This window comes from Citrobacter sedlakii NBRC 105722, assembly GCF_000759835.1.
GTDB lineage: Bacteria > Pseudomonadota > Gammaproteobacteria > Enterobacterales > Enterobacteriaceae > Citrobacter_A > Citrobacter_A sedlakii.
Genome location: NZ_BBNB01000001.1, coordinates 427,763 through 440,464, shown reverse-complemented (window position 1 = coordinate 440,464; position 12,702 = coordinate 427,763). Strand labels below are relative to the sequence as shown.

Sequence of the window (12,702 nt, the reverse complement as noted above, 5' to 3'; positions counted from 1 at the left end):
AAGTTGTCGCAGGGAAGTAGGCAGTGGCGGAGGTGTAAGGTGTTAACGCGTGATTTCTTGATGAATGCCGATTGCAAAACGGCATTTGGCGCTATTGAAGAATCACTCTTATGGTCGGCAGAGCAACGTGCGGCGTCCCTTGCGGCGACGCTGGCCTGCCGACCGGACGACGGACCGGTGTGGATCTTCGGGTATGGATCATTGATGTGGAACCCGGCGTTGGAGTTCGATGAGTCGTGTACCGGTACGCTGGTGGGCTGGCACCGGGCCTTTTGCCTGAAGCTGACCGCCGGACGCGGGACTGCCTGCCAGCCTGGGCGGATGCTTGCACTGAAAGAGGGCGGACGCACCACTGGCGTGGCCTATCGCCTGTCGGATATCTCGCTTGAACAAGAATTGACTCTGCTATGGAAGCGCGAAATGATCACCGGCTGTTACCTGCCAACCTGGTGTCAGCTGGCGCTGGACGATGGTCGCACGGTGAACGCGCTGGTGTTTATTATGGATCCGCGTCATCCGTTGTATGAGTCGGACACGCGCGCGCAGGTGGTTGCGCCGCTGATCGCCAAAGCCAGCGGTCCGCTTGGCACCAATGCGCAGTATCTGTTTTCGCTGGAACTAGAGCTGAAGAAGCTGGGCATGCAGGATGATTGTCTGAACGATCTGGTGGCGAACGTGCGGGGGCTGTTAGAGGAAACGCTGCCCGAAGGGGTAATGCGTCCCGGCTTCGCGTAGCGCCAGGTTATTTTGCCCGGTCAGCGTCAGCGCGGCCGGGCTTATAATTATCAGGCTGCGATATAGCTGATGGAATGTTCCAGCGACTGGCTGTGACTGTCGATTAGTACATTCCAGACGCCGGTGTAAGGGACGGTCAACCACGCGTTATCACGATCCTGCACGCTTAAAATGTCGGTCTGCGTGTCTTTGACGTGTTTTTTCTCGCTCATCAGGTGGATGTGACAACGCTCCGAGCAGCGCACCACTACGGTATCCCCACCAAATAACTTCAGACTTGCTTTCACTAATGCCATTTTTCACCCCGTTATTGAAAACAACCCACTTCCTCGCGGAAGTATTGCGTGATGTTGTTCACATTTCACTCAGTGCATAACACCAAAGAGTGAGTCGGGGAATGCTGATTTTGATCAAATAATGGCATAACGATTAAACAAAAATGACAAAATCGGGCGAAAAAGCGTGATCGGGCGCACTTACTTTTGCGGGAAATGCGCCACGGGAAGATTAAATTCGGCAATTCCCGGTCGTTACAGCAAGCCGGGCTGCGCAACCGTCAGAAGGTGAGTACTTTATCGGCAGCCAGCGTCCACTGCGCCAGCTCCACCAGCGTGCCGACTTCCACGCCGTCGATCAGCGGCAGATCGGTGATCCCGCGCCCGTCGGCGCAGGTTTTGCACAGCTTCACCGGTACGTTCTGGGCGGTGAGGATCTCAATCATCTGCTGAATATTATACCCTTCCGCCGGTTTCTGGCCGCGCAGTCCTGCCGTGACGGCATCTGACATCAAAAACAGTCGGAGGTCGAGTTCGGGCGACTGTTCACGTAACGCAATGGCGAGACGCAGGCTGTTAAACAGGGACTCACTTCCGTAGGCCGCACCGTTGGCGACGATCACTATCTTTTGCATTTTAACTCCTGTTGTCTGAAGGGGCATGGATATTGCTTACTCCTGACTAAATCTGTTATCCGGGAGAGCTGACATGATGACAAACGTGGAAACGCCAGGGGCGACGCAATGGTTCCGCTACGCGCGCCAGCTTGAAAACACGCAGCTTCGGCAACTGGCGCAGTCCGGAAAACTGGTCTCGCGCATCAGCCATCTGGTGCATATGCTACAGTGCGAACGCGGGGCTTCCAACATTTGGTTATGCTCGCAAGGCACGCTGTATGTGGCAGAAATCCGTGCCAGCCGGGCGCTGGTGGATGAGGAACACCGGCGGTTGCAGCACCTGTTACAGGACTATTTGCCGACAGCCAACAGCGCGCTGTGTCATCGCATTGCCAGCGCGGTATGGTGTCTTGAGCAATTACCGGCGCTGCGCGATAGCGTCAGCGGACGCAATCAGCCCGCGCTACAGGCGATGGAACAGTACAGCCGACTGTTACGCCATTTACTGAGTATCGTGCCGGAGCTTAACGACAGTATCGATCATCCGCACGTCGCCGGAGGTTTAGTCGCCCTGTACAGCTTTATGCAGGGAAAAGAGCTGGTTGGCCAGGAGCGGGCGCTGGGGGCGATAGGCTTCACCCACGGTGAATTTAGCCCGCAGATGCGTCAGGAGCTGGTTGATCGCATCGATGGTCAGCAGCTCTGCTTTGATACCTTTCTTTCACTGGCGTCCCCGGCGGTGGTGCATCAATTCCACCAGTATGGCGAGGCGGAAGGGGCGGTCGAACAACTGCGACGGCATGCCTGTACCCGCCAGCCTGACGCCGACAACGGCACAAGCGCGTTACGCTGGTTTACCCTTCAGACTCAGCGCCTCGAGCAGTTGCGCGCTATCGAAGAAATGCTGATTGCTGAGTTGATGAACGCGGTAGAGCGTCGACTGAACCAGCAAGAGTGCGCACTGCCGCTGGAAAGCTGGCTCAACGACGCCGCCGCGGATACCTTCTCGCTGCGGCGCGATAAACAGTTACTGCTGGTGGTGCGCCAGCAGGCGCGACAGCTGGAGCAGCTCAGTGGGCAGTTGGCTTCGCTACAGGACTCGCTGGAAGAGCGCAAGGTGATTGATAAAGCGAAAAGCGTGTTAATGAATCACCAGCAGCTCAGCGAAGAACAGGCCTGGCAAACGCTGCGCAAAATGGCGATGGATAAAAACCAGCGAATGGTGGATATCGCCCGCGCAGTGCTCACCGTGAAATCGCTGATGCAAAGCGCGCGCTAAGACACGCTGCACGGTGAATGGGCAAACGTTGCCTGTTTGCGGTGCAGCGCGGCGACACACTACACCGTTTGTCCGCCAGACAGGCCTCTGCAAAGTTGGCATCTGAATTGCAAATCGTATTACAGACATTTTAGCGACGGACCAACGGCGGTCTGTTCGTTTTGAGGATAAAGGCGTCCTGCAATGCGTTGGCATTGCCGGGCGCTTTTTTTTGCCATGGGGAGCGGATATGGAGAACAACACGGTTTCGTTAACGCGCAGGCGACTGCTTCAGGCCAGCGCTGTGCTGGGCGCAACCTGCCTGCTGCCGGGGGCGATGTCAGCGGTCTGGGCGGCAGGGTCGGACAAGCCCGAGCAGGCGACAGTGAGAGTGGGATTTATTCCGCTGACTGACTGCGCGCCGGTGATTATCGCCGCCCTGAAGGGCTTTGATAAAAAGTACGGTATTACCCTCGTACCCACCAAAGAAGCCAGCTGGGCAGCTGTGCGCGACAAGTTGGTTTCCGGCGAACTGGACGCCGCCCACGTGCTGTATGGCCTGCTGTACGGGCTTGAACTGGGAATAGCCGGCAAAGCGCAGCCGATGGCGAACCTGATGACGCTGAATCAGAACGGTCAGGCGATCACGCTTTCTGCGGAATTACAGGCGCAGGGCGTCACCGATGCGGCGGCGCTGAAAAAGAGGATCGCCGCGCAGGCGCCCGGTACGTTTACCTTTGCGCATACCTTCCCGACAGGCACCCACGCCATGTGGCTGTACTACTGGCTTGCCAGCGCGGAGATTAATCCGTTTACCGATGTCCGGACTGTGGTTGTTCCACCGCCGCAAATGGTGATGAACATGCGCATCGGAAACATGAGCGGTTTTTGCGTCGGCGAACCGTGGAACGCACGGGCGATTAACGATCGGATCGGGTTTACCGCCGCTACCTCGCAGGCGATCTGGCCCGATCATCCGGAAAAAGTGCTCGGCACGCGCCGCGCATGGGTGCAACAGAACCCACATACCGCGCGGGCGCTGGTCAGCGCGGTGCTGGAGGCTTCGCGCTGGATTGACGCGTCGGAAAGGAATAAGCGCGAAACGGCGCAGATCCTCTCTCGTCGGGCGTGGCTGAATACCAAAGAACAGTATCTGACCGGGCGCATGCTGGGGGAATACGACAACGGCGCAGGGCGTCGCTGGCAGGATCCGCATCCGATGCGTTTCTTCCGGGAGGGTGAAGTGAGCTTTCCCTGGCACTCCGACGGCATGTGGTTTCTGACCCAATTCCGTCGCTGGGGATTGCTGAAGGACGCGCCCGACTACGCCGCCATTGCCGCACGGGTCAACCGTACCGACATCTGGCGTGACGCCGCCACCGCCATTGGCGGCGGCATAACCGCGCCTTCTGGCCTGTTGCGCAGCAGCACGCTGCTGGACGGTTCCGTTTGGGACGGGCGCGAGCCGGAAACCTACGCCACCCGTTTCTCGCTTAACCGTATGGGAGTCTGATATGCAGAACAACACACAAAAGAAAGTGGCTGAACCCGTCGTGGCCGACGTGGTCGTCCTGCCGCCGGTACAGGTCCGCAGGCGCGCGTCTCCGCTTTCCGGCTGGTTGCGTCATGGGGTGCAGCGAACGGTGCCGGCGGGGCTGGGAATCGGCCTTCTGCTGTTCTGCTGGCAACTGGCGGCCATCAACAGTAAAGGCTTTCCCACGCCGCTCAGCACCCTTGAGTCGGCGCTGACGCTATTCGCCGACCCCTTTTACAACGGCGGACCCAACGACATGGGGATTGGCTGGAACGTGCTGGCGTCGTTACAGCGGGTGGCGACGGGCTTTGGCCTTGCCGCGCTGGTCGGGATCCCGTTGGGCTTTCTGATTGGCCGCTTCACCTTCTTCTCAAACATGTTTTCGCCGCTTATCGCGCTGCTGCGCCCGGTCAGTCCGCTGGCCTGGCTGCCTATCGGCTTGTTGTTGTTTCAGAAAGCGGAACCCGCCTCAAGCTGGACCATTTTTATCTGCTCGATCTGGCCGATGGTCATCAACACCGCAGAAGGCGTGCGGCGCATTCCCGCTGACTATCTCAATGTCGCCCGGGTGCTACAGCTGTCCGAGTGGACGATCATGCGCCGCATTCTGTTCCCCGCCGTTGTGCCTGCCGTTCTGACCGGCGTTCGACTGTCTATCGGCATCGCCTGGCTGGTGATTGTCGCCGCCGAAATGCTGACCGGGGGGCTGGGTATCGGCTTCTGGATCTGGAACGAGTGGAACAACCTCAATGTGGAAAACATTCTCATCGCTATCGTGATCATCGGCGTGGTTGGCCTGCTGCTGGAGCAGGGTCTGATGCTGATGGCGCGGCGTTTTAGCTGGCAGGATAAATAGGAGGCAAACATGAAACCGTTAATACAGATACAGGCGGTCAGCCAACGCTTTTCAACCGCCAGCGGCGAGTTTCTGGCGCTGCAAAATGTCTCCTTTGACATTCACGAAGGGGAAACCGTCAGTTTGATCGGCCACTCCGGCTGCGGTAAATCCACGCTGCTGAACCTTATTGCCGGCATCACATTGCCCAGTGAAGGCGGGTTGATTTGCGATAACCGCGAAATTGCCGGACCGGGGCCGGAGCGGGCGGTGGTGTTTCAGAATCATTCACTGCTGCCGTGGCTGACCTGTTTCGACAACGTGGCGCTGGCGGTGGATCAGGTTTTTCGTCGCACCATGAGCAAAGCCGAGCGGCGCGACTGGATCGAACACAATCTGGCCCGCGTGCAGATGGGCCACGCCATGCGCAAACACCCCGGCGAAATTTCCGGCGGCATGAAGCAGCGCGTGGGGATCGCAAGGGCGCTGGCGATGAAGCCGAAAGTGCTGCTTATGGATGAGCCGTTCGGCGCGCTTGACGCACTGACCCGCGCGCATTTGCAGGACACGGTGATGCACATCCAGCAGTCGCTCAACACCACTATCGTGCTGATTACCCATGACGTCGACGAGGCGGTACTGCTGTCTGACCGTGTGCTGATGATGACCAACGGTCCGGCGGCGACGGTAGGCGAGATTTTAGCGGTGAATCTGCCGCGCCCGCGCCATCGCGTGCAGTTGGCGGACGACAGCCGTTATCACAACCTGCGTCAGCGGGTGCTCCATTTCCTCTACGAAAAACAGCCGAAGGCGGCGTAAGGAGGAGCAGATGACGCGACTGGTGATTATCGGCAACGGTATGGCGGCCACCCGACTGGTGGAAATACTCGTTGCCGACGAACGGCGTCCGTATCGCATTACTCTGATTGGCGATGAGCCGCAGCCTGCTTACAACCGCATCCTGCTGACGCCGGTGCTCGGTGGCGAAAAGCCCTTTGCTGAAACGGTGCTGCACGCGCCGCAATGGTATCGCGACCACGGTATTACGGTACTGAACGGGGAGGCGGTGATCGCCGTCGATGTCCACGCCAGAACGCTTACCACCACCCGGCGCACCCTGGACTGGGATGAACTGGTTTTTGCCACCGGTTCCGACCCTTTTATCCCGCCGGTTGAGGGGGCTGACCAGGCGCATGTCACGGCGTTCCGCACCGTCCAGGATGTAGAAAAGATCTGTCAGGCAGGTGGCCCCGCGATAGTACTGGGCGGCGGGGTGCTCGGGGTAGAAGCCGCCGCGGCGTTACGCTATTCGTGTGACAACGTCACGTTGGTGCACCGGGCAGATCGTCTTATGGAACAACAGCTTGACCATCAGGCCAGTGCGCTACTGGAAGCGCAACTCACCACCCGCGGGATCCACTGTTTCCTTTCATCCGGCATCGCGCGTATTGCAGAACAGACCGTGACGCTACAGGACGGGCGGGTATTGGCGGCAAATCGGGTGATTATCGCCACCGGCGTGAAGCCCAATATTCGTCTGGCGCAGGAAAGCGGCATTGCGTGCCAGCGCGGCATTGTTGTTGATGCGCAGTTACGTACCAACATAGCGAATGTCAGCGCCATGGGCGAGTGCTGTGAAATCAACGGTCAGACATGGGGGCTGGTCGCGCCATGTTTGGCGCAGGCGGCGGTGCTGGCGGCCCGTCTTTGTGGCGCGCCGCAGGACGGTTTTCGCTGGCAGGAGTCGGGAACCCGCCTGAAAGTGACCGGCATTGACCTGTTCAGCGCAGGCGCGGTGGAAACCCTTCCCGGCGACGAGGTGTATTCCAGCCTTGATCCACTCAGCGGACATTATCGGCGTCTGCTTATTCGTGGCGGCAAACTTGCCGGCGCGTTACTGATGGGCGATTGCCGCAGCGCCGCGCCGTTTACCGAACTGCTGGCGCAGCGCGCGACGGCACATCCTGACTGGTTATTCGACCACTTTGACACGCAACCGACGGTTGCAGGACTGAAGACGATGACAAAACCGACGCTGGCCGTTGTGGGACATGGAATGGTAGGCCACCATTTCCTTGAGCAGTGCGTAAGCCGCAACCTGCATGAGCAGTATCAGATTGTGGTATTCGGTGAAGAGCGTCACGCCGCCTATGACCGGGTACATTTGTCGGAATACTTTGCCGGACGTAGCGCGCAGTCGCTGTCGCTGGTGGAGGAGGACTTTTTTATCCGCTACGGCATTGAATTACGACTGTCGCAGCGCGTCGTCGCTATCGACAGGGAGAGGCGGATAATTCGTACCGCCAGCGGTCATGAAACCCACTGGGATAAGCTGGTGCTGGCTACCGGATCGTATCCGTTCGTGCCGCCGGTCAAGGGCAATGATTCGCCTGGCTGCTTTGTTTACCGCACGCTGGACGATCTGAACGCCATTGCGGCGAAGGCCAAAGCGGCGCGTCGTGGGGTTGTGATCGGCGGCGGGTTGTTGGGGCTGGAAGCGGCAAACGCGCTGCGCCAGCTTGGGCTGGAAACGCACGTTGTTGAATTTGCGCCAAACCTGATGGCGGTACAGTTGGATGACGCTGGCGCGGCGATGTTGCGCGAGAAAATCGACGCGCTGGGCGTAGGCGTGCACACCGCGAAAGCGACCACCGGGATTGTGACCACGGCGGACGGTCTGATCCTGCATTTTGCCGATGGCGAGCGTCTGGAAACCGATATGGTGGTCTTTTCTGCCGGGATCCGCCCGCAGGATGCGCTGGCGCGCGACGCCGGATTAGCCGTCGGTGAACGCGGGGGGATCCGCATAGACAGCCGGTGTTTGACCTCTGATGACGCCATCTACGCCATTGGCGAATGCGCGCTCTGGGAAGGGCGGATTTATGGACTAGTTGCGCCGGGGTATCAGATGGCGCGAGTGGTTGCCGCCGGACTGGCGCAGGAGTCGGCGTGTTTTAGCGGCGCGGACATGAGCACCAAACTGAAACTTCTGGGCGTGGATGTCGCCTCGTTTGGCGACGCGCAGGCCCGCACGCCAGGCGCAAAAAGCTACCAGTGGACCGACGGTCCTGAGCAAATCTATAAAAAAATCGTCGTTAGCGCCGACGGCAAAACGTTGCTCGGCGGTGTGCTGGTGGGGGACGTGGGCGACTACGCCACGCTGTTGCCGATGATGCTGAACGGGATTGCGCTTCCCGCCCGGCCGGAGTCGCTGATTTTACCTGCGCTTTCCGCTGGCGCGCCTGCTGCCCTCGGCGTGGCGGCGCTTCCGGACAGCGCGCAGGTTTGCTCCTGTCATAACGTCAGCAAAGCGGATATCTGCCAGGCGGTCAGCGCGGGCGCAACCGATATCCCCGCGATCAGGCAGTGCACCAAGGCGGCGACTGGCTGCGGCGGCTGTAGCGCGCTGGTTAAACAGGTGATGGAACATCAGCTTGCCGCTCAGGGCGTGGAGGTCAAAAAGGATATCTGCGAACACTTTTCGTATTCGCGTCAGGAGATCTACCACCTGGTGCGGGTTAACCGGATCCATACCTTTGAGCAATTGATTAGTCGCTACGGACAGGGCCACGGCTGCGAAATTTGTAAGCCGCTGGTCGGTTCGGTGCTGGCCTCGTGCTGGAATGACTATCTGCTGAAGCCTGCGCACAGGCCGCTACAGGATACCAACGATCGTTTTTTCGCCAACATTCAGAAAGACGGCACCTATTCGGTCGTGCCAAGAATGGCGGCGGGAGAAGTGACGGCTGACGGGTTGATCGCGATGGGCGAGATCGCCAAACGCTATCGGCTGTACAGCAAAATCACGGGCGGTCAGCGCATCGATCTCTTTGGCGCGCGACTGGAACAACTGCCGGATATCTGGCGCGACCTGATTGCCGCCGGATTTGAAACCGGGCACGCCTACGGCAAGTCGCTGCGGACGGTGAAATCCTGTGTTGGCTCGACCTGGTGTCGCTACGGCGTACAGGACTCCACCGGACTGGCGGTGAGGCTTGAGCATCGCTATAAAGGGCTGCGCGCGCCACATAAAATCAAAATGGCGGTGTCCGGCTGTACCCGAGAATGCGCCGAAGCACAGGGCAAAGATGTCGGGGTTATTGCTACCGATAAGGGCTGGAACCTGTACCTGTGCGGCAATGGCGGCATGAAACCGCGTCACGCCGATCTGTTTGCCAGCGATATGGACAGCGACACGCTGATACGCACCATCGATCGCTTTCTGATGTTCTACATTCGCACGGCCGACCGCTTACAGCGTACCAGTACCTGGATGGATAATCTCGAAGGCGGCATTGCTTACCTCCGCGAGGTGATCCTCAACGATAGCCTCGGCATTGCCGACGAGCTGGAGCAGGAGATGGCGCGCGTGGTGGAAAGCTACCAGTGTGAGTGGCAAACCACGTTGAACGACCCGCAGCAGTTGGCGTTGTTCCGGTCAACCCTCATCAGCCAGCCGCAGGAGGAAAACCAGCGACCCTGGCAGGCGGTGTGCGCCGTTGAGGCGATCCCGGAACGCCTGGGCGTCGGCGCGCGACTGGGTGAGCGGCAGATTGCGCTGTTCCGCTTTGGCGAAACGGTGTTCGCGCTGGACGATCGCGAGCCGGGCAGCGACGCCAACGTGCTTTCCCGCGGCATTCTGGGCGACGCCGGCGGCGAACCGATCGTCATTTCACCACTGTATAAACAGCGTATTCGCCTGCGCGATGGCCGTCAGTGCGACAGCGGCGAACCGATGGTACGCGCGTGGCCGGTGAAAGTGGAAGGCGGGACGGTGTGGGTCGGCAATCAGGCGCTGCTGCTGCGCGCGGAGGCATCATGAGCGAAACCCGAACCACTTGTCCCTACTGCGGCGTCGGCTGCGGGGTCATTGCCGAGGTAAGCGAAAAGGGCGTCACCGTAAGAGGCGATCCGTCGCATCCGGCAAACTATGGGCGGCTGTGCGTGAAAGGCGCAGCACTCGGCGAAACCACCGGGCTGGCGGAACGTTTACTGCACCCGACCGTGGACGGCGAAGTCACCGACTGGCAGCAGGCGCTGGATACCGCAGGCCATCGGCTGCAGGCGATTATTGACCGTTACGGTCCGAAGGCGGTCGCGTTCTATGCCTCAGGTCAGTTGCTTACCGAAGACTATTACGCGGCGAACAAGCTGATGAAAGGTTTTATCGGCGCCGCTAATATCGACACCAACTCCCGACTTTGCATGTCGTCGGCGGTAACCGCCTACAAACGCGCCTTTGGCGCAGACGTGGTGCCGTGCAGTTACGAGGACGTCGAGCAGAGCGAACTGGTGATCCTGGTCGGCTCAAACGCCGCCTGGACGCATCCGGTACTCTACCAGCGCCTGGCGCAGGCAAAGGCCGACAACCCGTCGATGCGGGTGGTGGTGATCGATCCGCGCCGTACGCCCACCTGTGACATCGCCGACCTTCATCTTCCTCTCGCGCCGGGCAGCGACGGCGGGCTGTTTGTCGGTCTGCTCCACGCGCTTCAGCAACGTGGGCTGGCGAACAGCGACTTTGTCGATGGTCAGGCGGCGCTGGCGCTGGCTGACGAATGGCCGCTGGCGCGGGTGGCGGAATATTGCGAGCTGGAACGGCAGACCGTCGCCACCTTCTATGACTGGTTTCTCAGCGCCCGGACCGCCATCACGCTTTACTCCATGGGCATTAACCAGTCGGCCAGCGGCAGCAACAAGTGTAATGCTATTATCAACGTTCACCTCGCCAGCGGAAAGGTCAACCGCGCAGGCTGCGGCCCCTTTTCGCTGACCGGACAGCCAAACGCGATGGGCGGTCGCGAGGTCGGCGGACTGGCGACCCAGCTTGCCGCTCACATGGATTTTGAACCCGCTGACGTGTCGCGCGTCGCCCGTTTCTGGGGGACGGAGCGCCTGGCGCAAACGCCCGGGCTGATGGCGGTCGATTTGTTTGCGGCTATCGCCAGCGGCGAGGTCAAAGCGGTGTGGATCATGGGCACCAATCCTGCGGTGTCGCTACCGGACAGCCATGCGGTATGTCAGGCGCTGGCGGCGTGCCCACTGGTGATTGTCTCTGAGGTAATGGAAAAGACGGATACCAGCCGTTATGCGCATATCCGTTTTCCGGCGCTGGCGTGGGGGGAAAAAGACGGCACAGTAACCAACTCCGAACGGCGGATCTCGCGCCAGCGGGCGTTTTTACCCGCGCCCGGCGAAGCGCGCGCCGACTGGTGGATTGTGGCGCAAATGGCGAAACGACTGGGATTCGCCAGCGCATTTGCCTGGCAGGACGCGTGGCAGGTCTTTCGCGAACATGCGGCGCTTTCCGGGTTTGAAAATAACGGTGAGCGGGCATTCGATATCGGCGCGCTGGCGGCACTCAGCCGTGAACAGTGGCAGGATCTGACGCCTGTACGCTGGCCGGTAAGCCGCACGCAAGACGCGCCGCCGGCATGGCGGCGTCTGCGGATGGTGCCGGTTGCGCCGCAGGGCATGAATACCTGCGGCGATCCGCTGTATCCGCTGGTGCTCAATACCGGGCGCATTCGTGACCAATGGCATACGCTGACCCGCACCGGAAATGTCCCACGCCTGATGCAGCATATCAGCGAACCGACCGTCGAGCTGTCGCCGCAGGATGGCGCGCGACTTCAGCTTGTTGACGGCGCTCTGTGCCGGATCCATTCGCCGCGCGGCGTGATGGTCGCAAGGGTGATGATACACCCCGGTCAGCGCGAGGGGAGCGCTTTTGCACCTATGCACTGGAACAATCAGTTTGCCCGTCAGGGGAGGGTGAACGCGCTGGTCGCGCCGGTGTGTGACCCGCATTCCGGTCAGCCGGAAAGCAAACAGACGGCGGTGCGTATCACCCCGTGGCAGCCGCGCTGGCAGGGGGAGTTGTTCTGCCGCGATCTGCTGACGCTACCGCCTTATGTTCACCGCTGGCGAAAAGCCACGCGATGCGGGCTGCGCTATACGCTGGCTGCCGATCGTCCCGTTACCGACTGGCTGGAAAATCACTACACTGAGCAGGGCTGGCAGATACAGCGGGCCACGACGCCGTACGGGCAGCATCTGCTCGCCTGGCATCAGGGAAGGCTGATGTCCGGGTTCTGGTCAGGAACGGTACTGCCTGCGCTTGATGAGGCGCTGATCGTCTCCGCTTTTCGCCAGCCGCCGGAAACCGCCAGGGCGCGCCATGCGCTGCTGAGCGGAAACGCTGACGGCGAGCAAGCCGATCCGGGGGTGATCGTCTGCAGTTGCTTTAGCGTCGGGGAGAAAACCATTGCTCAGGCCATAGGTCAGGGTTGCGACTCGGTGGCGGCGTTGGGGTTAAGCCTGCGCTGTGGTACGCACTGCGGCTCCTGCGTACCGGAGCTAAAAGCGATTCTGGCGCGGATGCTTCCCTGCAAAGCGTAAGGATTATCCTGAAAGTGTGAGAAAGCCTGCAAAACGGCGAAAAATCG

The 12,702-nt window shown here is 60.1% G+C and carries 9 protein-coding genes; 7 read left to right on the top strand and 2 right to left on the bottom strand.

The window, feature by feature from the left end:
• Window positions 1-39 precede the first annotated feature (39 nt).
• The gene (locus CSE01S_RS02060; protein WP_042283609.1) at window positions 40-735 is read left to right on the top strand and encodes a gamma-glutamylcyclotransferase; all 696 of its coding nucleotides are present in this window, start codon (window positions 40-42) and stop codon (window positions 733-735) included.
• Between the two features lie 50 nt (window positions 736-785).
• Here the strand turns inward: CSE01S_RS02060 and CSE01S_RS02055 are convergent, their stop codons facing one another.
• Both CSE01S_RS02055 and CSE01S_RS02050 read right to left on the bottom strand, forming a co-directional pair.
• Complete coding sequence (locus CSE01S_RS02055; RefSeq protein WP_042283606.1) at window positions 786-1,031, bottom strand: DUF1883 domain-containing protein; 246 nt, start codon at window positions 1,029-1,031, stop codon at window positions 786-788.
• 260 nt (window positions 1,032-1,291) lie between these two features.
• Entirely contained in the window at window positions 1,292-1,645 is a 354-nt protein-coding gene (locus tag CSE01S_RS02050) for a DsrE/DsrF/TusD sulfur relay family protein (protein ID WP_042283603.1), read from the bottom strand.
• Between the two features lie 73 nt (window positions 1,646-1,718).
• Between CSE01S_RS02050 and nasR the strand changes: the two genes are divergently transcribed.
• The 6 genes from nasR (at window position 1,719) to CSE01S_RS02020 (ending at window position 12,655) form a co-directional block, all read left to right on the top strand.
• Window positions 1,719-2,906, top strand: coding sequence for a nitrate regulatory protein NasR (gene nasR, locus CSE01S_RS02045; RefSeq protein ID WP_148365366.1), 1,188 nt, complete (start codon window positions 1,719-1,721; stop codon window positions 2,904-2,906).
• Window positions 2,907-3,135: 229 nt separating this feature from the next.
• On the top strand, window positions 3,136-4,398 hold the full coding sequence (locus CSE01S_RS02040) for a CmpA/NrtA family ABC transporter substrate-binding protein (RefSeq protein ID WP_042283600.1): 1,263 nt from the start codon (window positions 3,136-3,138) through the stop codon (window positions 4,396-4,398).
• 1 nt (window position 4,399) lies between these two features.
• Window positions 4,400-5,275, top strand: coding sequence for a nitrate ABC transporter permease (gene ntrB / locus CSE01S_RS02035; protein ID WP_042283597.1), 876 nt, complete (start codon window positions 4,400-4,402; stop codon window positions 5,273-5,275).
• 9 nt (window positions 5,276-5,284) lie between these two features.
• Window positions 5,285-6,073 carry an ABC transporter ATP-binding protein gene (locus CSE01S_RS02030; RefSeq protein WP_042283593.1) on the top strand — a complete coding sequence of 263 codons (789 nt, stop codon included), beginning with the start codon at window positions 5,285-5,287 and terminating at the stop codon, window positions 6,071-6,073.
• Window positions 6,074-6,083: 10 nt separating this feature from the next.
• The gene (nirB, locus tag CSE01S_RS02025) at window positions 6,084-10,076 is read left to right on the top strand and encodes a nitrite reductase large subunit NirB (protein WP_084588968.1); all 3,993 of its coding nucleotides are present in this window, start codon (window positions 6,084-6,086) and stop codon (window positions 10,074-10,076) included.
• On the top strand, window positions 10,073-12,655 hold the full coding sequence (locus CSE01S_RS02020) for a nitrate reductase (RefSeq protein WP_042283589.1): 2,583 nt from the start codon (window positions 10,073-10,075) through the stop codon (window positions 12,653-12,655). Before nirB ends, CSE01S_RS02020 begins: the two co-directional genes overlap by 4 nt.
• Window positions 12,656-12,702: the final 47 nt, after the last annotated feature.

Bases quoted from the DNA above. Each gene is read 5' to 3' on its own strand.
- CSE01S_RS02055 (WP_042283606.1), bottom strand. From the start codon at position 1,031: ATGGCATTAGTGAAAGCAAGTCTGAAGTTATTTGGTGGGGATACCGTA.
- CSE01S_RS02050 (WP_042283603.1), bottom strand. From the start codon at position 1,645: ATGCAAAAGATAGTGATCGTCGCCAACGGTGCGGCCTACGGAAGTGAG.
- nasR (WP_148365366.1), top strand. From the start codon at position 1,719: ATGATGACAAACGTGGAAACGCCAGGGGCGACGCAATGGTTCCGCTAC.
- CSE01S_RS02040 (WP_042283600.1), top strand. From the start codon at position 3,136: ATGGAGAACAACACGGTTTCGTTAACGCGCAGGCGACTGCTTCAGGCC.
- ntrB (WP_042283597.1), top strand. From the start codon at position 4,400: ATGCAGAACAACACACAAAAGAAAGTGGCTGAACCCGTCGTGGCCGAC.
- CSE01S_RS02030 (WP_042283593.1), top strand. From the start codon at position 5,285: ATGAAACCGTTAATACAGATACAGGCGGTCAGCCAACGCTTTTCAACC.
- nirB (WP_084588968.1), top strand. From the start codon at position 6,084: ATGACGCGACTGGTGATTATCGGCAACGGTATGGCGGCCACCCGACTG.
- CSE01S_RS02020 (WP_042283589.1), top strand. From the start codon at position 10,073: ATGAGCGAAACCCGAACCACTTGTCCCTACTGCGGCGTCGGCTGCGGG.